Annotated in this window: 24 protein-coding genes and 1 pseudogene; 24 read left to right on the forward strand and 1 reads right to left on the reverse strand. The window is 38.8% G+C overall.

The window, feature by feature from the left end; all coding sequences use genetic code 11:
- Positions 1–78 precede the first annotated feature (78 nt).
- The 24 genes and pseudogenes from crdR to KX581_RS06485 all read left to right on the forward strand — a co-directional run bounded on the left by crdR (position 79) and on the right by KX581_RS06485 (position 24,358).
- Positions 79–720, forward strand: coding sequence for a copper response regulator transcription factor CrdR (gene crdR / locus KX581_RS06380; protein WP_197307006.1), 642 nt, complete (start codon positions 79–81; stop codon positions 718–720).
- Positions 686–1,888 carry a copper-sensing histidine kinase CrdS gene (gene crdS, locus KX581_RS06385; RefSeq protein WP_120872973.1) on the forward strand — a complete coding sequence of 401 codons (1,203 nt, stop codon included), beginning with the start codon at positions 686–688 and terminating at the stop codon, positions 1,886–1,888. Before crdR ends, crdS begins: the two co-directional genes overlap by 35 nt.
- A gap of 2 nt (positions 1,889–1,890) precedes the next feature.
- Entirely contained in the window at positions 1,891–3,285 is a 1,395-nt protein-coding gene (locus tag KX581_RS06390) for an NAD(P)H-hydrate dehydratase (protein WP_231175889.1), read from the forward strand.
- Positions 3,286–3,295: 10 nt separating this feature from the next.
- Positions 3,296–4,762, forward strand: a complete 1,467-nt coding sequence (locus tag KX581_RS06395; protein WP_231175890.1) for a replicative DNA helicase — start codon at positions 3,296–3,298, stop codon at positions 4,760–4,762.
- Positions 4,759–6,072, forward strand: a complete 1,314-nt coding sequence (locus KX581_RS06400) for a ComEC/Rec2 family competence protein (protein WP_231175891.1) — start codon at positions 4,759–4,761, stop codon at positions 6,070–6,072. The genes KX581_RS06395 and KX581_RS06400 overlap by 4 nt, the downstream gene beginning before the upstream one ends.
- Before the next feature lie 70 nt (positions 6,073–6,142).
- Positions 6,143–6,985 (forward strand): menaquinone biosynthesis prenyltransferase MqnP, encoded by an 843-nt coding sequence (mqnP, locus tag KX581_RS06405; RefSeq protein WP_231175892.1) that lies wholly within the window; start codon positions 6,143–6,145, stop codon positions 6,983–6,985.
- Entirely contained in the window at positions 6,978–7,472 is a 495-nt protein-coding gene (locus tag KX581_RS06410) for a hypothetical protein (protein WP_180481822.1), read from the forward strand. The genes mqnP and KX581_RS06410 overlap by 8 nt, the downstream gene beginning before the upstream one ends.
- A gap of 12 nt (positions 7,473–7,484) precedes the next feature.
- Entirely contained in the window at positions 7,485–7,991 is a 507-nt protein-coding gene (locus tag KX581_RS06415) for a DUF6115 domain-containing protein (protein WP_000953107.1), read from the forward strand.
- Entirely contained in the window at positions 7,985–8,788 is an 804-nt protein-coding gene (locus tag KX581_RS06420) for a phosphatidylserine decarboxylase (protein WP_231175893.1), read from the forward strand. The genes KX581_RS06415 and KX581_RS06420 overlap by 7 nt, the downstream gene beginning before the upstream one ends.
- Positions 8,778–9,788 (forward strand): quinolinate synthase NadA, encoded by a 1,011-nt coding sequence (gene nadA / locus KX581_RS06425; protein ID WP_231175894.1) that lies wholly within the window; start codon positions 8,778–8,780, stop codon positions 9,786–9,788. Before KX581_RS06420 ends, nadA begins: the two co-directional genes overlap by 11 nt.
- Positions 9,788–10,609: a carboxylating nicotinate-nucleotide diphosphorylase gene (gene nadC, locus KX581_RS06430; protein WP_180629532.1), complete on the forward strand. Its 822-nt coding sequence runs from the start codon at positions 9,788–9,790 to the stop codon at positions 10,607–10,609. Before nadA ends, nadC begins: the two co-directional genes overlap by 1 nt.
- 24 nt (positions 10,610–10,633) lie before the next feature.
- Positions 10,634–13,144 carry a type ISP restriction/modification enzyme gene (locus KX581_RS06435; protein ID WP_269201263.1) on the forward strand — a complete coding sequence of 837 codons (2,511 nt, stop codon included), beginning with the start codon at positions 10,634–10,636 and terminating at the stop codon, positions 13,142–13,144.
- Positions 13,095–14,117: a type ISP restriction/modification enzyme gene (locus KX581_RS08280; RefSeq protein WP_269201264.1), complete on the forward strand. Its 1,023-nt coding sequence runs from the start codon at positions 13,095–13,097 to the stop codon at positions 14,115–14,117. Before KX581_RS06435 ends, KX581_RS08280 begins: the two co-directional genes overlap by 50 nt.
- Before the next feature lie 119 nt (positions 14,118–14,236).
- Complete coding sequence (locus KX581_RS06440) at positions 14,237–15,316, forward strand: DNA-methyltransferase (protein WP_231175895.1); 1,080 nt, start codon at positions 14,237–14,239, stop codon at positions 15,314–15,316.
- Positions 15,316–16,188, forward strand: a complete 873-nt coding sequence (locus KX581_RS06445; RefSeq protein WP_231175896.1) for an HpyAIV family type II restriction enzyme — start codon at positions 15,316–15,318, stop codon at positions 16,186–16,188. Before KX581_RS06440 ends, KX581_RS06445 begins: the two co-directional genes overlap by 1 nt.
- Positions 16,178–16,303: pseudogene (locus KX581_RS08355) on the forward strand (DNA methyltransferase); the annotation flags it as partial. The gene KX581_RS06445 and the pseudogene KX581_RS08355, both read left to right, overlap by 11 nt.
- 110 nt (positions 16,304–16,413) lie before the next feature.
- Entirely contained in the window at positions 16,414–17,778 is a 1,365-nt protein-coding gene (locus tag KX581_RS06450) for a S41 family peptidase (protein WP_180629534.1), read from the forward strand.
- Positions 17,779–17,784: 6 nt separating this feature from the next.
- Positions 17,785–18,960, forward strand: a complete 1,176-nt coding sequence (locus tag KX581_RS06455) for an SH3 domain-containing protein (protein ID WP_180629536.1) — start codon at positions 17,785–17,787, stop codon at positions 18,958–18,960.
- Positions 18,947–19,648, forward strand: a complete 702-nt coding sequence (locus KX581_RS06460) for a 1-acyl-sn-glycerol-3-phosphate acyltransferase (RefSeq protein WP_180629538.1) — start codon at positions 18,947–18,949, stop codon at positions 19,646–19,648. Before KX581_RS06455 ends, KX581_RS06460 begins: the two co-directional genes overlap by 14 nt.
- On the forward strand, positions 19,645–20,346 hold the full coding sequence (gene ung / locus KX581_RS06465) for a uracil-DNA glycosylase (RefSeq protein WP_180629539.1): 702 nt from the start codon (positions 19,645–19,647) through the stop codon (positions 20,344–20,346). Before KX581_RS06460 ends, ung begins: the two co-directional genes overlap by 4 nt.
- A gap of 88 nt (positions 20,347–20,434) precedes the next feature.
- Positions 20,435–21,427, forward strand: a complete 993-nt coding sequence (gap, locus tag KX581_RS06470) for a type I glyceraldehyde-3-phosphate dehydrogenase (protein WP_180629541.1) — start codon at positions 20,435–20,437, stop codon at positions 21,425–21,427.
- A 15-nt stretch (positions 21,428–21,442) separates the two neighbouring features.
- A complete protein-coding gene (locus tag KX581_RS06475) occupies positions 21,443–22,651 on the forward strand; it encodes a phosphoglycerate kinase (protein WP_231175897.1) in 1,209 nt (402 codons plus the stop codon).
- Positions 22,652–22,666: 15 nt separating this feature from the next.
- Positions 22,667–23,623 carry a magnesium/cobalt transporter CorA gene (corA, locus tag KX581_RS06480; RefSeq protein WP_100973462.1) on the forward strand — a complete coding sequence of 319 codons (957 nt, stop codon included), beginning with the start codon at positions 22,667–22,669 and terminating at the stop codon, positions 23,621–23,623.
- 6 nt (positions 23,624–23,629) lie between these two features.
- Positions 23,630–24,358 (forward strand): TerC family protein, encoded by a 729-nt coding sequence (locus tag KX581_RS06485; RefSeq protein WP_231175898.1) that lies wholly within the window; start codon positions 23,630–23,632, stop codon positions 24,356–24,358.
- A gap of 143 nt (positions 24,359–24,501) precedes the next feature.
- On the opposite strand, the gene KX581_RS06490 is transcribed toward KX581_RS06485, so the two are convergent.
- The coding region (locus tag KX581_RS06490; protein ID WP_231175901.1) for an outer membrane beta-barrel protein at positions 24,502–24,632 on the reverse strand (131 nt) is incomplete at its 5' end.

Genomic DNA, 24,632 nt, shown 5'->3' on the forward strand with positions numbered 1-24,632 from the left:
TAAGGCGGTGTCTTTTTAAAGAGAGCGTTTTATTATAACCGCTTTTAGTATAAAGGCAATTAGTGCTACAATACCCCCATGCAAAAAAAGATTTTTTTACTAGAAGACGATTACCTTTTAAGCGAGAGCGTTAAGGAGTTTTTGGAGCATTTAGGCTATGAAGTGTTTTGCGCTTTTAACGGGAAAGAGGCTTATGAAAGGCTCTCTGTTGAGCGCTTCAACCTCTTGCTTTTAGACGTGCAAGCGCCTGAAATGAATAGCTTGGAATTGTTTAAGCGCATCAAAAACGATTTTTTGATCTCTACGCCTGTGATTTTTATCACCGCCTTACAGGATAACGCTACCTTAAAAAACGCTTTTAATTTAGGAGCGAGCGATTATTTGAAAAAGCCTTTTGATTTGGACGAATTGGAAGCGCGCATTAAAAGGTTTTTCAATGATGATCCCATAGAAATCATGCCTAACATTTTTTACCACCAAAATTGCTTGAGTGTCAGGGGCAAAAAAGAGATCTTGCCGCCCAAAACCGCCCAACTTTTAGAATATTTTTTAGAGCATAAAGGGCAAATCATTAGCTCTCAAGCGCTAGAAAACAATTTATGGGAGCAAGCGATTGATGATTCCACCTTACGCACTTACATTAAAGTGTTGCGCAAGCTTTTGGGTAAAAATTGCATAGAAACGCATAAGGGGGTGGGCTATCGCTTTAACCCACTATGAAAAAAAATCCCTTAAACTCTTTTTAGGGACTTATTTAGGGTCTTCGTTTGTGTTGATGCTAGTGATTAGCGTTTTAGCGTTTAACTATGAAAAAAACGAAAAAATCAAAATGATACGCATGGACATGGACAAAATGGCTTCTAAGATCGCTAGTGAAGTGGTTGCCTTGCACATGCAAACGCATGGGGATTACCACAACGCTTTAAACGCTCTCATTTCACGCTATAAAGACGCTTCCATAGCCCTTTTTGATAGTAAAAAGCGTGTTTTGTATTCTAATATCCCTGAAAGCGCGGATTTGATTAAAACTCATAAAGAGGCGGGCTTTTTTAGTTTTAAGGGGGAATATTACCTATTCAGCGATGAGACTTTCGCTCACTTGGGCGTGGCTAAAATGCTTTTTAAAAATTCTAAACCCCTGCATTTTTCTTCTTTGTATCGTAATATTGTTTTAGTGTTTGTCGTAGCGTTTTTATGCGTGATAGGGGTTTCTGTGTTTTTGGGGCGTTTGTTTTTAAAGCCCATTAGGAATGAAATCACCCGTATTGATCATTTTTTAAAAAACACCACGCATGAATTAAATACCCCCATGAGTGCTTTAGTCTTGTCGTTAAAAACCTTAGAAGACAACCAACAACACCGCCGCATTAAAATCGCTATCCAGCGCATGAGTTTTTTATACCGATCGCTCTCGTATTTAGTGATGCAAGATATTGAGCGCGAATCTTTTATGCTTTTAGATTTAAAAGCCCTGATTACCAAAGAAAACACGCTTTTTAGCGAGATGATAGACTACCACAAGCTGGAATTTAAAAGCGATTTAGTGGGAGTGGAATTTAAGGCTAAAGAGCAGGATTTTATTTCGCTTTATAGCAATTTGCTCATGAACGCGATCAAATACAGCGTCATGCATGGGTATATCCACATAGAGCTAACGCCTGAGTTTTTGAAAGTGAAAAATTTAGGGTATGAAATCCCTAAAGACAAGATCGCAGAATTAAGCGTTCGTTACGCGCGTTTCAATTCTAGCGTGTTGGGTTATGGTATAGGGTTAGATTTAGTGAAAAAAGTGTGCGAAAAGTATAAAATGCGTTTAGAAATTCATAGCGAACCCTCTTTAAAAGGATCGTTTTACGAAAATTCGTTTTGCATTCATTTTCAAGGATAAAGATGCTTTCAGTGTATGAAAAAGTGAACGCTCTAGACAAAAGGGCGATTGAAGAATTGTTTTTAAGCGAAGACATTTTAATGGAAAACGCCGCTATGGCTTTAGAAAGGGCGGTTTTACAAAACGCTTCTTTAGGCGCTAAAGTCATTATCTTGTGTGGGAGCGGGGATAACGGAGGCGATGGTTATGCGTTAGCCAGGCGTTTAATAGGGCGTTTTAAAACGCTGGTCTTTGAAATGAAATTAGCCAAAAGCCCCATGTGCCAATTGCAAAAAGAAAGGGCTAAAAAAGCAGGGGTAGTCATCAAAGCATACGAAGAAAAGAATGAAGATTTAGAATGCGATGTTTTAATAGATTGCGTGGTAGGGAGCGCTTTTAAGGGCGAATTAGAGCCGTTTTTAGACTTTGAAAGCCTTTCTCAAAAAGCGTGCTTTAAAATCGCTTGCGACATTCCTAGCGGGATCGATTCTAAAGGCAGGGTGGATAAGAGGGCGTTTAAAGCGGATTTGACTATCAGTATGGGCGCTATCAAATCATGCTTATTAAGCGATAGGGCTAAAGACTATATAGGGGAATTGAAAGTGGGGCATTTGGGGGTTTTTAATCAAATCTATGAGATCCCAACAGACACTTTTTTACTAGAAAAAAGCGATTTGAAACTGCCCTTAAGGGATAGAAAAAACGCTCATAAGGGCGATTACGGGCATGCGCATGTTCTTTTGGGCAAGCATAGTGGGGCTGGGTTATTGAGCGCAATAAGTGCGTTAAGTTTTGGATCTGGGGTGGTGAGCGTTCAAGCGTTAGAATGCGGGATAACTTCTAATAACAAGCCTTTAGAATTGGTTTTTTGTGAAAATTTCCCTAACTCATTAAGTGCGTTCGCTCTTGGCATGGGGTTAGAGGGTTTCCCAAAGGATTTTAACAAGTGGCTTGAATTAGCCCCATGCGTTTTAGATGCGGGCGTTTTTTACCACAAAGAGGTGTTACAAGCCTTAGAAAAAGAAGTCGTTTTAACCCCTCACCCTAAAGAGTTTTTATCGTTATTAAAATTAGTGGGGATCAATATAAGCATGCTAGAATTGTTAGACAATAAACTAGAAATCGCAAGGGATTTTTCTCAAAAATACCCCAAAGTGGTTTTGCTTTTAAAAGGGGCTAATACCCTAATCGCTCATCAAGGGCGGGTTTTTATCAACATTTTAGGGAGCGTGGCTTTAGCCAAAGCAGGCAGTGGCGATGTGTTAGCGGGGCTTATTTTAAGCTTGCTTTCTCAAAACTACACGCCTTTAGACGCCGCAATTAATGCAAGTTTAGCGCACGCGCTAGCGAGTTTAGAATTTAAAAATAATTACGCTTTAACGCCCTTAGATTTGATAGAAAAGATCAAACGATTATAAAAGGATAAAAATGGATCATTTAAAGCATTTGCAGCAATTGCAAAACATTGAAAGGATCGTGCTTTCAGGCATTGTGTTGGCCAATCATAAGATTGAAGAGGTTCATAGCGTTTTAGAGCCTAGCGATTTTTACTACCCGCCTAACGGCTTGTTTTTTGAAATCGCTTTAAAACTGCATGAAGAAGATTACCCCATTGATGAGAATTTTATCCGCCAAAAAATGCCTAAAGACAAGCAAATTAAAGAAGAAGATCTAGTCGCTATTTTTGCGGCAAGCCCCATAGATAACATTGAAGCCTATGTGGAAGAGATTAAAAACGCTTCCATTAAACGAAAACTTTTTGGCTTGGCTAACACCATTAGAGAGCAAGCCCTAGAAAGTGCGCAAAAATCCAACGATATTTTAGGCGCTGTGGAGCGAGAAGTCTATGCGTTATTGAATGGCAGCACCATAGAGGGCTTTAGGAGCATTAAAGAAGTGCTTGAAAGCACGATGGATCTTATTACAGAAAACCAAAGAAAAGGGAGTTTGGAAGTTACTGGCATACCGACTGGCTTTGTTCAGTTGGATAATTATACGAGCGGTTTTAATAAGGGGAGTTTAGTCATTATAGGGGCAAGGCCGTCTATGGGTAAAACCAGTTTGATGATGAACATGGTCTTAGCTGCGCTCAATGATGATAGAGGGGTAGCGGTTTTTAGTTTAGAAATGTCTGCAGAGCAACTCGCTTTAAGAGCGTTATCGGATCTCACTTCTATTAACATGCATGATTTAGAAAGCGGGAGACTTGATGATGATCAATGGGAAAATTTAGCCAAATGCTACGATCACCTTTCTTGCAAAAAACTCTTTTTCTACGATAAAAGCTATGTGAGGATAGAACAGATCCGCTTGCAACTACGAAAGCTTAAATCCCAACACAAGGAATTGGGTATCGCTTTTATTGACTATTTGCAGCTCATGTCAGGGAGCAAAGCCACTAAAGAACGCCATGAGCAAATCGCTGAAATTTCAAGGGAGCTTAAAACTTTAGCCAGAGAATTAGAAATCCCTATCATAGCACTAGTCCAACTCAACCGCAGCCTAGAAAATCGAGACGATAAACGGCCCATTCTTTCGGATATTAAAGACAGCGGGGGGATTGAACAAGACGCTGATATTGTTTTATTTTTATATAGAGGCTATATCTATCAAATGAGGGCTGAAGACAACAAAATAGACAAACTCAAAAAAGAAGGCAAAATTGAAGAGGCGCAAGAGTTGCGCCTAAAAGTTGATGAAGAAAGGCGTATCCACAAGCAAAATGGCAGTATTGAAGAGGCTGAAATCATCGTGGCTAAAAACAGGAATGGGGCTACAGGAACGGTTTATACGCGCTTTAACGCTCCTTTCACGCGCTATGAAGACATGCCCATAGATTCCCATTTAGAAGAAAACCAAGAAACTAAAGTGGATTACGATATAGTTACAACTTGAAAGACAAAACTTTTCAGGGGGCGTTTGAACTTCTTACGACCCCCAAAGAATACTTGTTGTGTGGGGTGTTTTTAAGCCTTTTGTTGGCAATCAATCTTTATTTAGAATACTTGAATTACCAAAAGCTTGATTTTTCAAAACCGACAAGCCTAAACGCTCAAATCTTGTTGCAATACCCTAAAACTAAAGATCAAAAAACCTATTTTGTTTTAAAGCTCCAATCAAAGGGCATGATCTTTTATTCCACCATTAAAGAGCCTTTAAAAAACCTCCAATACCGCCATGCGCAATTTTTTGGCAAAATCAAATCTTGCTCGTTCTTAGAGTCTCTAAAATCATGCTTTTTCCAAACCTATTCTTTTTCTTTAACACGAAAACAAGATTTCAAATCGCATTTGCGCCATTTCATTGACAGCGCTCATTCCAACGCTTTAGTGGGTAATTTGTATCGAGCGCTTTTTATAGGGGATAGCTTGAATAAGGATTTAAGAGACAGGGCTAATGCACTAGGGATCAACCACTTACTAGCCATTAGCGGGTTCCATTTAGGGATTTTGAGCGTTAGTGTGTATTTTCTTTTCTCTCTTTTTTATACTCCCTTACAAAAACGCTATTTCCCTTATAGGAACGCTTTTTATGATATAGGGGTTTTGGTGTGGGTTTTTTTGCTAGGGTATTTGTTGCTATTGGATTTTTTACCCTCTTTTTTCAGGGCGTTTTTAATGGGCTTATTAGGGTTTTTGGCATGCTTTTTTGGGGTAAGGCTTTTGAGTTTTAAACTTTTGATTTTAGCGTGCTGTATCGCCATAGCGTTACTCCCTAAATTGCTTTTTAGCGTGGGGTTTTTGCTTTCTGTTTGTGGGGTGTGGTATATTTTTTTATTTTTAAAACACACTCAAGCTTTTTTTAAAACCTCTTCTTTTTTAAGGCGATCTTTTCAAGCCATAAGCTTAAGCGCACTGGTGTTTTTGAACATGCTCATTATCGCGCATGCCTTTTTCCCTATGTTTTCGCCCTACCAACTTTTTAGCATTCCTTTAGGCTTGATTTTTATCGTGTTCTTCCCTTTGAGTTTGTTTTTGCATGCGGTGGGTTTGGGATCTTTGTTGGATCACCTTTTAAGCATGCCTTTAGCAATCCCTACGATTTCAATCTCTTCGCCTTTATGGCTTTTAGGGGTGCATTTATGTTTAACGATTTTAAGCGCGCGATTTTTTAAAGTTTATTTAAGCATGAACGTTTTAAGTGCGGGCTTTTTCTTGTATTGTTGCTATCAATATATTATAATGCCTAGCTTAATTGTAGGTTAGAAAAGTCATTTTACTAGGGATCAAATAATTGCTTAAAAAAATTGCACACAAAATCAAAGCTTTAAGCGAATTGGTCGCTTTGGAGCATACGATATTTTCTAGCATGTTTTTACTCATGGCTATGGTCATAAGCTCTTATCAAAAAAATCAAACGCTCTTTTTTGACTTAGAAACCTTAATCCTTTGCTTTTTAGCCTTACTAGGGGCAAGAAATTTCGCTATGGGGTTTAACCGCTTGGTGGATAGAGACATTGATAAGGATAACCCAAGGACGAAAAACCGCCCGAGCGTGGATGGCCGGATCAGCGTTAAAGGCATGGTCATTTTTAGCGCTTTAAACGCTCTTTTATTCGTGGTGGTGAGCTATTGCATCAACCCTTTAGCGTTCAAGCTCTCGTTACCTTTTTTAATCATTTTGGGGGGGTATTCGTATTTCAAGCGCTTTTCTTCTTTGGCACATTTTATCGTGGGTTTGGCTTTGGGTTTGGCTCCCATTGCTGGGAGTGTGGCGGTTTTAGGGGATATTCCTTTATGGAATGTCTTTTTGGCTTTAGGGGTGATGCTATGGGTGGCTGGGTTTGATTTGCTCTATTCTTTACAGGATATGGAGTTTGATAAAGAGAGAGGCTTGTTTTCCGTTCCTAGTAAATTAGGGGAAAAATGGTGCTTGAATCTTTCAAGGCTCTCACACCTTGTAGCACTTGTGTGTTGGCTTTTTTTTATAAAGTGCTATCATGGGGGGCTTTTTGCGTATTTAGGCTTAGGGGTTTCAGCCTTGATTTTACTCTATGAGCAGATCTTAGTGGCTAGAGATTATAAAAACATCCCTAAAGCCTTTTTTGTGAGTAATGGCTATTTGGGGGTGGTGTTTTTTATTTTCATCGTCCTTGATGTGGGGTTTAAGCATGCATGAGTTGGTTTTAAGATCCCAAGCTTTAGGGTTTGAAACGCGCTTAGTCCAGTGCGATTTATCGTTCTCTTATGAAAGGTTTATCTCTAAAAGTAAACGCTCTTTAGCGGTGTTAGAAGAATTTGATTGGTTAAATTCTGGCTTTGATTTTTCACGCTTGAATGTTGAAAACGACACTTTGGAATTATTCAAAGCGTTGTATTTTAAATTAGAAAAACTAGAGAGTCTGCTTTTAAAAGAAAACTTGCTTGAATTGGAGCAAAATAACCGCATCATCGCTTTAGGGCATGGGCTAGTTTGCTTAAAAAAACAAAGCCTGATAGCGCCTCAAACTTACTATGGGCGTTGCGTGTTAGAGGGGAAAATCCTAGCCTTTTTTGGCGTGGCAAGGGATAAAGATTTTTTAGAAATCACGCGCATGCACGCCTTAGACATCAAGCGTTATGATTCTTTTATTGTCCATAGCGAAAGAAAAGGCTTGAAATTATGAACGGGAGCAATCATGTTATCTTCTAATGATTTGTTTATGGTCGTTTTGGGGGCGATTTTATTGGTGTTGGTGTGCTTGGTGGGGTATTTATATCTTAAAGAAAAAGAGTTTTACCATAAAATGAGGCGTTTAGAAAAAACCTTAGACGAATCCTATCAAGAAAACTATATCTATTCTAAGCGTTTGAAAGAATTAGAGGGGCGTTTGGAAGGCCTTTCTTTAGAAAAAAGCGCTAAAGAGGATAGCTCATTGAGAACGACTCTTTCACACCTTTATAACCAGTTGCAAGAAATCCAAAAATCCATGGACAAAGAGCGCGATTACTTAGAAGAAAAAATCATTACTTTAGAAAACAAATTCAAAGACATGGGGCATTATGCCGCTAGCGATGAAATCAACGAAAAACAGGTTTTGAAAATGTATCAAGAAGGTTATAGCGTGGATTCTATTTCTAAAGAGTTTAAAGTGAGTAAGGGCGAGGTGGAATTTATATTGAACATGGCAGGGTTAAAATGGTAGCTTTAAGCAACGCTCTTTCAAGGGTTTTTGGCTCTGTGGCTGGCTATAAATTCCCTTCTTTTATCCAAAAAGGCATCAACGCCCTTTACGTTAAGATCTTTAAAATTGATTTGAGCGAGTTTGAACCTTTAGAAAATTACAAGAGTTTGAACGCTCTTTTCACGCGCTCCTTAAAAAAAGAACGCCCCTTTGACAAATCCCCTAATATTTGCATTGCACCTTGCGATGCTTTGATCACGGAATGCACTTTTTTAGACAACGATACCGCTTTGCAGATTAAAGGCATGCCCTATAAAGTGCATGAATTAGTGGGCGAAATCAATCCCTTAAGCCCTTCTTTTTTCTATGTGAATTTTTACCTTTCGCCTAAAGATTACCACCACTACCACGCCCCTTGCGATTTAGAAATTTTAGAGGCTCGTTATTTTGCGGGGAAACTACTGCCGGTCAATAAACCATCGCTTTACAAAAACAACAATCTGTTTGTGGGCAATGAAAGGGTGGCACTTGTTGCAAAAGACATTCAAGGCAATAGGTTGTATTTTGTAGCGGTGGGAGCGTTAAATGTGGGTAAAATGCGTTTTAATTTTGATAAGAATATCCAAACTAACGCTAAAGCCCGTTTCACGCAAACCTATTCTTACAACCCGCCGATTAAGGTTAAAAAGGGGGATAATTTAGGGAATTTTGAAATGGGTTCTACGATCGTTTTATTCATTCAAAACACCGCTTTTAAAGATTTGAAAGAAAAAAGCGTGAAGTTTGGGGAAAGTATAGGGGAATTTCATGCCAACTGATAACGATTTAAAAGCTTCTATTTTGGAATTGTTGCACGATTTAGACGCGCTTTTAGTGGCTCATTTTTATCAAAAAGATGAGATTGTAGAGTTAGCCCACCATACAGGGGACAGCTTGGAATTAGCTAAAATCGCAAGCCAGAGCGATAAAAACCTCATCGTGTTTTGCGGGGTGCATTTCATGGGCGAAAGCGTGAAAGCCCTAGCCTTTGACAAACAAGTGATCATGCCCAAACTCTCATGCTGCTCTATGGCGAGAATGATAGACAGCCATTACTACGATAGAAGCGTCCATTTATTGAAAGAATGCGGCGTTAAAGAATTTTACCCTATCACTTATATTAATTCTAACGCTGAAGTGAAAGCCAAAGTCGCTAAAGATGGTGGCGTGGTTTGCACGAGCCGCAACGCTTCTAAGATCTTTAATCACGCTTTAAAACAAAATAAAAAAATCTTTTTTTTACCGGATAAATGCTTGGGGGAAAATCTAGCCCTAGAAAACGGCTTAAAAAGCGCGATTTTAGGCGCAAATAGCAAAGAAGAAATTAAAAACGCTGATGTGGTTTGTTATAACGGCTTTTGTTCGGTGCATCAGCTTTTCAAATTAGAAGACATTGAATTTTACCGCCAAAAATACCCGGATATTTTAATCGCTGTCCATCCAGAGTGCGAGCCTAGCGTGGTTAAAAATGCTGATTTTAGCGGATCAACGAGTCAAATCATAGAATTTGTAGAAAAGCTAAGCCCCGATCAAAAAGTCGCCATAGGCACTGAAAGCAATTTGGTTAACCGCTTGAAAGCCAAGCGCAACCATCAAAACACTTTCATTCTTTCTAGCACGCTCGCGCTTTGCCCTACCATGAATGAAACGACTTTAAAGGATTTGTTTGAAGTCTTAAAGGCTTATAAAAACCACAGGGCTTATAATACGATTGAATTAAAAGATGAGGTGGTGCGCTTAGCCAAACTCGCTTTAACCAAAATGATGGAGTTATCCTAATGGAGATTAAAACCTTTTTAGAACGCGCTTTAAAAGAAGATTTAGGGCATGGGGATTTGTTTGAAAGGGTGTTAGAAAAGGATTTTAAAGCCACAGCGTTTGTTAGGGCTAAACAAGAGGGCGTGTTTTCAGGCGAAAAATACGCTTTAGAGTTGCTTCAAATGACCGGCATTGAATGCGTTCAAAATATTAAAGATAAAGAACGCTTCAAGCCTAAAGACACCCTAATGGAAATTAGGGGGGATTTTAGCATGCTTTTAAAGGTTGAGCGCACCCTTTTAAACCTTTTGCAACACAGCAGCGGGATCGCCACTTTAACGAGTCGTTTTGTAGAAGCTTTAAATTCTCATAAAGTGCGTTTGTTGGACACGAGAAAAACTAGACCCCTTTTAAGGATCTTTGAAAAATACTCCGTACTTAATGGGGGAGCGAGCAACCACCGCTTAGGGCTAGATGACGCTTTAATGCTTAAAGACACGCATTTAAAGCATGTGAAAGATCTCAAAAGCTTTTTAACGCATGCCAGAAAAAATTTGCCTTTCACGGCTAAAATTGAAATTGAATGCGAGAGTTTTGAAGAGGCCAAAAACGCCATGAATGCGGGAGCGGATATTGTGATGTGCGATAACATGAGCGTTTTAGAGACGAAAGAAATTGCCGCTTATAGAGAGGCGCATTACCCCTTTGTCTTATTGGAAGCGAGCGGGAACATCTCGCTAGAGACAATCAACGCTTACGCTAAAAGCGGCGTGGATGCCATTAGCGTAGGGGCTTTAATCCATCAAGCCACTTTTATTGACATGCACATGAAAATGGCTTAAAGACTTTAAAAAGGGGTTATTAGCATGCTAAAAGAATATTTAGAAGGCATTAAAGATCTGACGCCTGAAAAGAACGAACTCACGCACCGTGCCTTTTTACAAATCTTGCTTAAGGGTTTAAAAGAAAATTTCAATACAGAATTTAAGATTGAACATGAGCCTAAAAAAGACAAACAAGGGGGTCAGCCTGATTTTCGCATTTCTCATCAAGGGCTAAACATCGGCTATATAGAAAATAAAAGAGTGGGGACCGATCTTAGAAAGATTGTAGAAAGCGAAAGCAAACAAATCCTTAAATATTTAGAATTAAACCCTAATCTCATGCTCACGGATTATCTTAATTTCGTGTGGGTAGGGAAAGATGAAGAGAATAAGCCTTTAATTAAAAGAGAAATCTCTGTCGCTAGCCTTGATGAACTCTCTAAACCCCTAAAACCCAACCCGCAAACCGAGCGTGATTTAATTGAATTGTTCAAAAGCTTTTTCAATTACGAAGCAGCCCCTATTACTAACGCTAAAGATTTCGCAACGCATTTAAGCACGCCCACCAAGTATTTAAAAGACGCTCTAATCCAATACCAAAAAGACGAGCAAGTTTCTAGCATTTTTAAGAATTTTAAAGAATATCTTTATGAAGAATTGAGTTTTGAAGACTTTAGCGATGCGTTCGCTCAAACGCTCACCTACAGCCTTTTTCTAGCCAAGCTCAACCACCCTTTTGAAAAAATCAATTTGGATAATGTGAGGAGTTCCATCCCTAAAAATTTCGCTGTGATCAGAGAAATGGCGGATTTTTTAAAGAAGCTTGATGCAATCAAAGAAATCCAATGGCTTTTAAATGAAATTTTAAGCTTGATCAATCATGTTGATATGGACTCTATCATCAAAGATTTGAATGATGATAAAGACCCTTATTTGCACTTTTATGAAACCTTTTTAAGCGCTTATGACCCTAAATTGCGAGAGAAAAAGGGCGTGTATTATACTCCGGATTCTGTGGTGAAATTCATCATTAACGCTTTGGATAGCCTGCTTAAAACGCATTTCAAAGACGCTCCCTTAGGCTTAAAAAGTGCTTTGGATAACGAAAACATCAAGCTCTTAGATTTTGCTACCGGCACCGGCACTTTTTTATTGGAAGCGTTCAGGAAAGCGCTAGAAGTGAGAAAAACAAGCGATGGAGGCACCTCCACTAAAGAGGACAAATACCAAAACCTTTTAAAGCAATTCTATGGGTTTGAATACTTGATCGCTCCTTATGCGATCGCTCACTTGAATCTCAGCCAAGCCTTTAAGGAGGAATTTAAAAAACCTCTCAAAGAAAACGATGCACCTCAAATCATTTTAACCAACACCCTCATACAGCCTAGTGAGATCGTTGCTTATCGTGGGCTAAGCCCGATTTTTGAAAAAGAGCTTTCAAGCGCTCAAGAAATCAAAAAAGATGAAAAGATCCTTATCATCACCGGTAACCCCCCTTATAGCGGGGCGAGCAGTAATGAGGGCTTGTTTGAATGGGAAGTGAAAGCCACTTACGGCATAGAGCCTGAATTTCAAACCATAGAAATTGAAAAAAAGGTTAAACTCACCGATAAAATCCAAACGCTTTTAAACAACATTCAAAAACAAGAAGAAAGCGGCAGCAAAAACGCCCTAAAGGAACTTAAAAAACTCCATTCCAAATACAAACTACAAAAGGAGAAAAACCCTAAATGGCTCTTAGACGATTACGTGAAATTCATGCGTTTCGCTCAAAACAAGATCGAATCATTAGAGCATGGCCTTTTTGGCTTTATCTCTAACAACGCCTTTTTAGACAACCCTACTTTTAGGGGGTTAAGGCACTCTCTTTTAGAATGCTACGATGAGCTTTATATCTTAAATTTGCATGGAAACGCGAGGAAAAAGGAGGAAACCCCGCAAGGCGCAAAAGATGAAAACGTTTTCAATATCATGCAAGGCGTGTCCATTAACCTCTTTGTCAAAAAGGTGCAAACAACCAAGCAAAAAATCCACTATTATGATGTTTATGGCCAAAGGGCTGAAAAATACGCCTTTTTAGCCCAAAATGATTTGAATAGCATTGAATGGCTTGAGCTTTGCCCAAGAGAGCCTTTTTACTTGCTGTTGCCTTTAGAAACGCCCTTGTTAGAGGAATACGAGCAAGGCTTTAGCGTTCAAGAGATGTTTCAAGTTGGAGGTACCGGTATTTGCTCTAAACGAGACCATGTCGTTTTCCATAAAGACAAAGAAAACTTATTAAAGCTTTTAAAAGATTTTTCAACCTTAGAACCTAGCGAGTTACGCAGAAAGTATGATATTGGCGATGATAGTAGGGATTGGCGTTTAAACAATGCTATCAAAGAAGTTAAGACTAATATTAAGCGTTTAGAAGAATACATTGTTTTGTGCCAATACCGCCCTTTTGATTATCGTTGGACTTATTACACACCTAATTCAAGGACTTTTTTAGCATACCCTGTATATGATGTTTTTAAGCACATGTTACCCCCCCCCCCCCCCAACAAACCCTAAAACACCCAATCAAACGCGCAAAAATGTCGCACTAAACACCCCACGACAGCTAAAAAACAACGATAAAAGTTGGACGCAATGCTTTATAAGCTCTTGTATTAACGATCAGGGGTTAAGCTCTGGGGGCAATGGTGCTGGGGTCAATTACCCCCTTTATCGGTTTAGAGATCCCAACTACACCGAAAATTTTACGCCAGAGTTTAGAAGCTTTATAGACAAGCATTATAACCACTCTTTTGAGCCGCTAGAGGTTTTAGGCTATATTTATGCGTTATTGTATTCCCCAAACTACCGCAAGCGTTATGAAGAGTTTCTCAAAGCCGATTACCCTAAAATCCTTTTCACAAACAATAAAGATTTGTTTAGGGCTTTAAGCCTTTTAGGGATTGAACTAATCGGCTTGCATGTCTTAAATAAAGAAAGCTTGAATTACAGCTTTAACAAATTAAAAGACGCCACCATAGGCAAATCCTACTACAAAGAAGCGCATGAGCGTAACCCCATCATCAAAAAACCCTCTTATAATGAGCCAGAACAACGCCTTTATATCAACCATAGCGCTTATTTTATGGGGGTGAGTCAAGAAATTCATGATTACATGATAGGGGGGTATGGCGTTTTAGACAAATATTTAAAAAGCCATAAAGGCGAGTCTTGTAACTTTGATCATGTAAGCAATATCATTAAAGTCATCGCGCGCACGATTGAAATCCAAAAAACGCTTGGATTTTTGACGAGCGATTTGCCTCATTTAAAAGGGAATGACAGCCAAGCGTTAATGCGAGAAATCTTATCTATCGCAGAGACGGAGGTTCAGCCTTCCCTTTATTCTGTATTGCCTAATCTCGCTCTCATTTGCGATAGAGGCTCTAAAGTAAGCCCTATTTCTAATGTTTTTGTAACGAGCATGCTTTGTGATTTGCATGTGAATGGATCGGGGAGTTATGCGTTTTTGTTGTATCGTTTAACATAGGTTGAGATAGGTAACTTCTATCATTTGATGAGAACAAAGCTAAAGATTAAACATTAAGATAGCCTTAAAACGCTTGTGTTAAAATGGCTAGAGTAGCAGATATAAAAGGTTAATTAATAATGGATTTTTTAAAAGAAAACTTAAACACTATCATAGAGGGGGATTGTTTAGAAAAAATGAAAGATTTCCCTAACAGAAGCGTTGATTTTATCTTTGCTGACCCCCCATATTTTATGCAAACAGAGGGGGAATTGAAGCGTTTTGAAGGCACAAAATTTCAAGGCGTTGAGGATCATTGGGATAAATTTGGCTCTTTTAAGGAATACGATACCTTTTGTTTGGGTTGGTTAAAAGAGTGCCAAAGGATTTTAAAAGATAATGGCAGTATTTGTGTGATAGGGAGTTTTCAAAATATTTTTAGAATTGGTTTTCATTTGCAAAATTTAGGGTTTTGGATACTCAATGATATTATTTGGCACAAGAGTAATCCGGTGCCTAATTTTGCTGGCAAGAGACTATGCAACGCTCATGAGACGCTTATTTGGTGCGCTAAACACAAAAACAGCAAAGTTACCTTTAATTATAAAACAATGAAGTATCTCAATAATGACAAACAAGAAAAATCGGTTTGGCAAATCCCTATTTGCATGGGTAACGAAAGGTTAAAAGACGCGCAAGGCAAGAAAGTGCATTCCACGCAAAAACCAGAAGCGCTTTTAAAAAAAATCATTTTAAGCGCGACTAAACCTAAAGATATTATTTTAGATCCCTTTTTTGGCACAGGCACAACAGGGGCTGTGGCTAAATCTATGAATAGGTATTTTATTGGCATTGAAAAAGATTCTTTTTATATCAAAGAAGCAACAAAACGCCTTAATAGCGCTAGGGATAAAAGCGATTTTATCACTAATTTAGATTTAGAAACTAAACCCCCAAAAATCCCTATGAGTCTTTTAATTTCTAAGCAATTGTTAAAAATTGGAGATTTTTTATACTCATCTAACAAAGAAAAAATTTGTCAAGTTTTAGAAAACGGACAAGTGAGGGATAATGAAAATTATGAAACTTCTATTCATAAGATGAGCGCTAAATATTTGAATAAAACCAACCATAATGGCTGGAAATTTTTTTATGCGTATTACCAAAATCAATTTTTGTTGCTCGATGAACTGCGCTATATCTGCCAAAAGGAGTTTTAATGGATTATCAAACCTTTAGCGAGATTTTTAATCGTTTTGTCTTTGGAACATCTAAAGCAAAATTACTTGAAAATATTGCTCAAAATCCTGAACGCTATTTGGGGATTTTTAGACCCACTAAGCCTAAAACAAAACTATTACAAAATTTATTGACTTCCCATGAGATTAAATTTGGCGATGCGTTTGAATGCTTAATAGAACAATTATTAAAAGAGCATAACTTTTCACCTTTATCTAAAAAAATTCCCTTTTATAATAAAGATAAAGAAAAGATGGAATCTTTAGAATTAGATCAGTTGGCTAAAAAAGATAACACCTATTATTTTATAGAACAAAAAATGCGAGATGACCATGACAGCGCCAAAAAGAGAGGGCAAATAGATAACTTTGAAAGAAAATTAGAGGCTTTAATCCATCATTATGGCGAAAACATTCAAGGCTATTTTTACTTTATAGATGAGAGTTTGAATAAAAATCAAAATTATTATAAAGAAGAATTGCAAAAATTATCTGTTGATTATGGCGTGCCTTTGAGCTTGTGTTATGGTAAGGAGTTGTTTGAAAATCTTAATATCTTGCAAGTTTGGGATGAGATTTTAAACCATTTAGCATGGTGGCGTGAAAGCTTACCTGATTTGCCCAGTTTGAATTTTGATGAAAATCCTTCAGAGAGCTTTCAAGAAATCAAAGATTTAGCGCCAAGCGTTTATAGAAAACTTTTGGATAATGATGGAATTTTCAATCTTGTGTTAATCTTATTCCCAGAACAAAAAGTTTTAAAAATGTTAGTAGAGTATTTTAAACGACAAAATAAAACGATTTATCAGCAATTAGCGTCAAAGTTAGAAGAAAAGTTATTGCCTTTGCGATAGAGGCTTTAAAGCAAGCCCCATTTCTAATGTTTTTGTAACGAGCATGCTTTGTGATTTGCATGTGAATGGATCGGGGAGTTATGCGTTTTTGTTGTATCGTTTAGGCTCAAAATGAGTGAATGAATGGGCATGTTATCTAAATTTTAGATAGAATAAACGCAAAAAGTTGAATAAAACCTTAAAGGTGATTCTTTCTAATCTCAAAAATGGGTGGTGCTATTAACAATGACAAAACGACTTTTTAAAGGGTTGTTAGCGATTTCTCTTGCTGTGAGTTTGCATGGTGGTGAAGTTAAGGAAAAAAAGCCGGTCAAGCCGGTTAAAGAAGATCCGCAAGAATTAGCGGCTAAAAGGGTGGAAGCGTTCAGTCGTTTCTCTAATGTGGTTACAGAAATTGAAAAAAAGTATGTGGATAAAATCAGTATTTCTGAGATCATGACTAAAGCGATTGAAGGCTTGCTCTCTAATTTGGACGCGCATTCAGCGTATTTGAATGAAAAGAAGTTTAAGGAATTTCAAGCCCAAACCGAGGGCGAATTTGGGGGGCTTGGGATCACGGTGGGCATGCGCGATGGCGTTTTAACTGTTATTGCCCCTTTAGAAGGCACTCCCGCTTACAAGGCTGGGGTTAAGTCAGGCGATAACATTTTAAAAATCAATAACGAAAGCACGCTGAGCATGAGCATTGATGATGCGATCAACCTCATGCGCGGCAAGCCAAAGACCCCTATCCAGATCACCGTTGTGAGAAAAAACGAGCCAAAACCTTTAGTGTTTAACATCATTAGAGACATCATTAAACTCCCCTCTGTCTATGTGAAAAAGATTAAAGAAACCCCTTATCTGTATGTGAGAGTGAGTGGTTTTGACAAGAATGTTACCAAATCGGTTTTAGATGGCTTAAAAGCTAACCCTAAGGCTAAAGGGATCGTGTTGGATTTAAGGGGGAATCCTGGAGGGCTATTAAACCAGGCGGTGGGCTTGTCTAACCTCTTCATTAAAGAGGGGGTTTTAGTTTCTCAAAAAGGCAAAAACAAAGAAGAAAATTTAGAATACAAGGCTAACGGCAGAGCCCCTTATACCAATTTACCTATTGCGGTGTTAGTCAATGGTGGTTCAGCGAGCGCGAGCGAGATCGTCGCAGGGGCACTGCAGGATCACAAACGGGCCGTGATTATCGGTGAAAAAACCTTTGGTAAAGGAAGCGTGCAGATGTTGCTCCCTGTCAATAAAGACGAAGCCATTAAAATCACGACCGCACGCTACTATTTGCCGAGCGGGCGCACCATTCAAGCTAAGGGGATCACGCCTGATATTGTGATTTATCCGGGTAAAGCGCCAGAAAATGAAAACAAATTCAGCTTGAAAGAAGCGGATCTAAAACACCATTTAGAGCAAGAGCTTAAAAAACTTGATGATAAAACCCCCAATTCTAAAGAGGCGGATAAAGACAAGAAAAATGAAGAGGAAAAAGAGGTTACTCCTAAAATGATCAATGATGATATTCAGCTAAAAACCGCTATTGACAGCTTGAAAACCTGGTCTATCGTTGATGAGAAAATGGATGAAAAAGCGCCTAAGAAGAAATAAAAACTCATGGGGTTTTTATTTGAAAAATCGTTAATGGGTTTTTTGGCCCATTCAATCAAAATCGTTAAAACCATCAGTTTGATTTTAAGCTTTTTAGCCACTTTTTTGGTTGCTGATTTGGTTGCCGAAAACACTCATGAGCCAGAAGAAATCAAAGCTAAAGTGGCTTATGTGAAAATCCCCCAATTAGAAGATTTAGAAAACAACCCGGTTTATATCGGTCAAATTATAGGCGTAACTTATGATTTATTGCTGTTTGACGCTGAGTTTTTGGAAGCCAAAATCAAAGACGGGTGGGATAAAACCCAAATTGAGCTCTTAAACAAGATGCCTAAATGGAAAAAGGTGGAAAAAGAGCTTTTCAGAGCGACTTATTATTACAAGATTAAGGGCATAAAAGCGATTATTCCGTCCTTAGAAGTGAGCGCGTTTTCCAATAAAGACAAATACATCGATCATTCCATAGCCCCAAAAGTTACTTTGCAGGTAACGGATTTGTCCAAAAACCCTCGTTACGCGAATGTCATGGCCAAAGATTTACAAGTTGTGCAATACAAAACCAAAGATTATGACGATAAAAACAATATTTTGGTGATGGAAATAGCGTTCAAAGAAGCCACTTGGGAAGATTTTCACATCAAAGAAGCGATCAAGCAAGGGTTTGATAACGCCTCTTTAAATCAGATCAAGGCTAAAGAAGGGAGCGTTTTTTATTATTGCGTGTTGCCTAAAACCCTTCAAAACCTTTCTTTTGATTATTTTTCGCTTTCTAATAGGCAGTTTAAAACCTTATCTTTTTCAGCCATTCCCACTCAAGACACTACCGGTATTCAAAGCGATCTCATCCCTAAAAACAATTTTTTAGTCTTTTCTAACGTGGCGCTGCTCGCTTTGTGCGTGTTTTTCTTGGTGTTGTTTTTCATTTTTGGGCGCAAACTCATTTTTTTAGGGCTTGGGATTTTGTGCTTAGGGTTTGTTTTGTATCACCTTTTATTCACGCAAAAATCAGCCCTATTGCTCGCTCATAAAAAAATCCGCATTCTGCCCACGCAAAATTCCACCATTTTAGGGCTTTCTAAAAATGAAATGCCGATTAAAATCTTAGGTTCGCATGATGATTATTACAAAATCCTAACGCCGCATGAACAAATAGGATGGGTCAAAAAAGATGAAATCAAATAGTTTAAGAGCGATTTATAGGGCTTTAGTGATCGCTATAGGCTTAGCCGTTATCATTGTTTTCAATTACTTTAACCGCAAAAACAATAACGCCCGCTCCAGCCGTAGGGCTTGTTCGTGCTTTTTTTCCCTTACCGGGGTTACTTTAGAAAAAATAGGCGCTTTTGATACGGACGCTAAACTCATTGTCTTAAACCACCAAAGCTTACTAGACATTATTTATTTAGAAGCCTACCACCCTAGCAATATTTGCTGGATCGCTAAAAAAGAGCTGGGCGAAATCCCCTTTTATGGGCATGCCTTAACGGATACGGGAATGATTTTAATTGACAGAGAGGATAAAAAGGGGATTGTGAGCCTTTTGAAAGCGTGTAAGGAAAAGCTAGATCAAAACCGCCCTTTAGTGATTTTCCCTGAAGGCACTAGAGGCAAAGGGGGAGAAAAATTCCTCCCTTTCAAGCAAGGGGCTAAGATTATCGCTGAAAAATTCCAGCTCAAAATCCAGCCCATGGTGTTAATCAATTCCATTAAAATCTTTAATTCCAAGCCCCTAGAAGCCTATAAAGCGCGCACCCGTTTGGTCATGCTAGAAAGCTATACGCCTGATTTTAACTCGCCCATCTGGTATGAAGAATTACAAGAACGCATGCAAAAAGAGTATTTAAAACACTACCACGAACTAAACGCATGAGGCTTTTTGACTACGCTCCTTTGAGTTTGGCTTGGCGGGAGTTTTTGCAAAGCGAATTTAAAAAGCCTTATTTTTTAGAAATAGAAAAACGCTATTTAGAAGCCCTAAAAAGCCCTAAAACCATTTTCCCTAAAAGCTCTAATCTGTTTTATGCACTCAATTTAACGCCCCCTAGTGCGGTTAAAATCATCCTTTTAGGGCAAGACCCCTACCATTCCACCTACCTAGAAAATGAGCAAGAATTGCCGGTGGCGATGGGCTTGAGCTTTAGCGTGGAAAAAAACGCCCCCATCCCCCCAAGCTTAAAAAATATTTTTAAAGAATTGCATGCGAATTTAGGCGTGCCTGTGCCTTGTTGTGGGGATTTGAGCGCATGGGCTAAAAGGGGCATGCTGTTATTGAACGCCATTTTAAGCGTGGAAAAAAATAAGGCCGCTTCGCACCAATATATTGGCTGGGAAGCTTTTAGCGATCAAATATTGATGCGCCTTTTTGAAACGACCGCCCCCTTAATCGTGGTGTTATTAGGGAAAGTCGCCCAAAAAAAGATCGCGCTAATTCCCCCTAATAAGCATATCATCATCACAGCCCCTCACCCAAGCCCATTATCTAGGGGGTTTTTAGGGAGCGGGGTTTTTACAAGCGTTCAAAAAGCTTATAGAGAGATTTATCGCAAGGATTTTGACTTCAGTTTGTGATTGATGCTTAATGAGACAGAACCCCTTAAGAATACCTTTATTTAAGAGCATTTGTGATAAAATGGTGATTTTTAAATAAAGGGAAAACATGCCAATTAGAATCGCTATCAATGGGACTGGGCGCATCGGTTTGTGCGCTATAAGAGTCGCCAGTCAAAGAAAGGATATAGAAATTGTAGCTATCAATTCTACCGCTGAATTAGAAACTCTTTTGCATTTGATCCGCCATGACAGCGTGCATGGGCATTTTGAAGCCAAATTAAACGCTGATAGAACCTTAAATATCGGGCATAGTAAAAACATTTTAGTGTTGAGCGAGCGAGACATTAACAAGCTTGATTTTTCTGTCGCTAACGCAGAAATCATCATAGAATGCACCGGGAAATTCAATTCCTTAGAAGCTTCAAGCGCTCATCTTAAAAACAGCGTGAAAAAAGTCATCATCTCCGCTCCCGCACAAAACGCCCCCACCTTTGTCTATGGTGTGAATCATAAGAATTACCATAACGAAAGCGTGATTTCTAACGCTTCTTGCACGACTAACGCTACCGCTCCCCTATTAAAAATCTTAGACGAAGCCTTTAAAGTAGAAAACGCGCTTTTAACCACCATTCACAGCTACACTAACGATCAAAACCTTTTAGACACCAAGCACAAAGACATCCGCCGCGCTAGAGCGGCTAGCCTTAACCTCATCCCCACAAGCACCGGCGTGAGCAAAGCCATTTCGCTAGTCTTACCGCATTTAGGCCCTAAAGTTACAGGCCTTGCTATTAGAGTGCCTACCCCTAATGTGAGCTTGGTGGATCTGTCTTTAAGCTTTAAAAAATCCGTGAGTAAAGCGAGCGTTCAGCATGCGCTTAAAGACGCTTGTAAGCATGCCTTTAAAGGGGTTGTGAGCATTGATGAAGAAAGGCTTGTTTCAAGCGATTTTATTTCTTCGCCTTTTAGCGCGATCGTGATTGATGATCAAATCATGACAATAGGCGAAAAAAATGCTAAAGTATTGGCATGGTATGACAATGAGATGGGTTATAGCGAGCGCTTGATAGACATGGCGCAATATATAGCACAAAATTAAAAGAAAGGATTTTTCATGTTAGCTAAAATGTCGTTTATGCAAAATGTTAAAAACATTCAAGAAGTGGAAGTGAGCCATAAAAGGGTGCTTATTAGAGTGGATTTTAATGTGCCTTTAGATGAAAATTTGAATATCACTGATGATACGCGCATTAGAGAGAGCTTGCCTACCATCCAATATTGTATTGACAATAAGGCTAAGGATATTATTTTAGTGAGCCACTTGGGCCGCCCTAAAGGGGTTGAAGAAAAATTGAGCTTGAAACCTTTTTTAAAACGCCTTGAAAGACTCTTAAATCATGAAGTGGTTTTTTCTCAAAATATTGCGCAACTCAAGCAGGCTTTAAACGAAAACGCGCCCACAAGGATTTTTCTTTTAGAAAATATCCGCTTTTTAAAAGGCGAAGAAGAAAATGATGAAAATCTGGCTAAAGATTTAGCGAGCTTGTGCGATGTGTTTGTGAATGACGCTTTTGGCACGAGCCACAGAAAGCATGCCAGCACTTATGGCACGGCGCAATTCGCCCCTATTAAAGTGAGCGGGTTTTTACTCAAAAAAGAAATTGATTCGTTTTATCAAGCGTTTAACCACCCTTTACGCCCTTTATTGTTGATTGTGGGGGGGGCTAAGGTCAGCTCCAAACTCACCTTGTTAAAAAACATTTTAGATCTCATTGATAAGCTCATCATTGCTGGAGCCATGAGTAACACCTTCTTAAAAGCTTTAGGCTATGATGTGCAAGATTCTTCTGTAGAAGACGCTCTAATCAATGACGCCCTAGAATTATTAAAAAGCGCCAAAGAAAAAAAAGTCAAAGTCTATTTGCCTATAGACGCTGTAACCACTGATGACATTCTCAACCCCAAACACATCAAAATTTCACCCGTCCAAGACATTGAACCTAAACACAAGATCGCTGATATAGGGCCTGCGAGCGTGAAATTATTTTCTGAAGTCATAGAGAGCGCGCCCACGATCCTATGGAATGGCCCCTTAGGCGTGCATGAAAAACAAGAATTTGCCAGAGGCACAACCTTTTTAGCCCATAAGATCGCTGACACTTACGCTTTCTCGCTCATTGGGGGGGGCGATACCATTGATGCGATCAATCGCACGGGCGAAAAGGACAACATGAGTTTTATTTCCACCGGTGGGGGAGCGAGTTTGGAATTATTAGAGGGCAAAATTTTACCTTGTTTTGAGGTTTTGGATAAACGCCATTAACTCTAAGGATCGCTTATGGTGAACGTGTTTTTCAAACAGCAAAAATTTGTCATTAAAAAACGCTTTAATGATTTTAATGGTTTTGATATAGAGGAAAATGAAGTTTTATGGTTTGAATTAATCAACCCTACGCCCAATGAATTAGCCACTCTAAGCCAAGAATACGCTATCCACTACAACACAGATCATTCCCAACGAGTCTCATCAGTTACCAAATATTGGGAAGACAGCTCCAGCGTTACGATCAACGCCTTTTTCACCAACCAGGATGAAAATGAGACTTTCCACACGGAAATGGCGACCTTTATTTTGTCTAATAACATTCTTTTCACGATTTATTACGGAACTTTAGAAATCTTTGATTCTATCCAAAAAAAGGTTTTGGCTAGCCCTAAAAAATTTGAAGACGGGTTTGATATTCTAACCAAAATCTTTGAAGTGTATTTTGAAAAAGGCGTGGAATGTTTGGAGTGGATCAACAAACAAACGAGCCTGTTGCGCAAAAACATCATTTTCAAAGAAACTTCTACGCATGATGATATTTTAGTGCACTTGTCCAATTTGCAAGAATTTAATGTGGCTTTAAGGGATTCCTTTTTTGACAAACGGCGCATTATCACCGCTTTATTAAGGAGCAATAAAGTGGATAGCGATACTAAAAATAATTTAAATATCATTTTAACCGATTTTAGCTCTTTGGTGGAGTCTACAACGGTCAATCTCAACTCGCTTGATAACATTCAAAACCTGTTCGCTTCTCAAGTCAATGTGGAGCAAAATAAAATCATCAAGCTCTTCACTGTGGCGACCATGGCGATGATGCCCCCCACATTGATTGGCACGATTTATGGCATGAATTTTAAATTCATGCCGGAGTTAGAATGGCAATATGGGTATTTTTTCGCACTGATTGTCATGGCGGTTTCTACGATTTTGCCTGTGCTCTATTTTAAAAAGAAAGGCTGGTTGTAGCCTTTTATGGAGTTTTTATCCTCACTCTTAGACGCTCTTTCTACACCGCATGGCATAGTCTCCTTGGCTACGCTCACGCTTTTAGAGATCGTTCTAGGGATTGATAATATCATTTTTATCACGGTGATGGTCTATAAACTCCCCAAACATCAGCAAAATAAGGCCATGATTTTAGGCTTGGGCCTAGCGATGATCGCTCGTATAGGGCTTTTAGGGAGCTTGTTTTTTATCAGCCATTTGCAAAAGCCTTTATTCACTTTAGTAAGCATGAGTTTTTCATGGCGTGATGTGGTGCTGCTTGTAGGGGGGGCGTTTTTGGCTTTTAAAGCGTTAGCGGAGCTAAAAGAGCAGATCTACCCTAAAGAAAAACACCAAGAAAAAGCGTTTGGCTTTTTCATCACTTTAATAGAAATCATGTTTTTAGACATTGTCTTTTCTTTAGACTCCGTGATCACGGCTATTGGGATCGCTAAACACTTAGAAGTCATGGCGCTTGCTATTATTTTATCTGTAATCGTGATGATGTTTTTTTCCAAAATCGTTGGCGATTTTATTGAAAAGCACTACCGCATCAAAACTTTAGCCTTTGTTTTTTTGCTCGTTGTGGGCGTGTTTTTGTTTTTAGAAGGCTTGCATTTGCATGTTGATAAAAATTATTTGTATGCGGGCATTGGTTTTGCCTTGCTCATAGAATGCTTGAACATTTTCATAGAAAAGAAAATGAAAAAAAGTTAAAAAGCGTTTTTTAAAAACAAAATTAAAGGAGTTATTTGTAAAAGGCTTTCATGCTTTTATGAACAACTAAATTTTAATCAAAACTCATAAGCGCATAGGGGCATTTCGCAATGAAACCCCCTTAAAAAGAGAATTTGTGCCACCTAATAAGCAAACACATAATTGAGGAAAAGGCTATACATCCTTCTGTATTCTAGTTTGGAGCCCATGAAAGAATAGTAGCTTGTGTTGATCGTAGGGATTTTAAAACCTAGTTCAATGCCATGCTGAGCGG

The organism is Helicobacter pylori (assembly GCF_021062735.1).
Classification (GTDB): Bacteria; Campylobacterota; Campylobacteria; order Campylobacterales; family Helicobacteraceae; genus Helicobacter; species Helicobacter pylori_DN.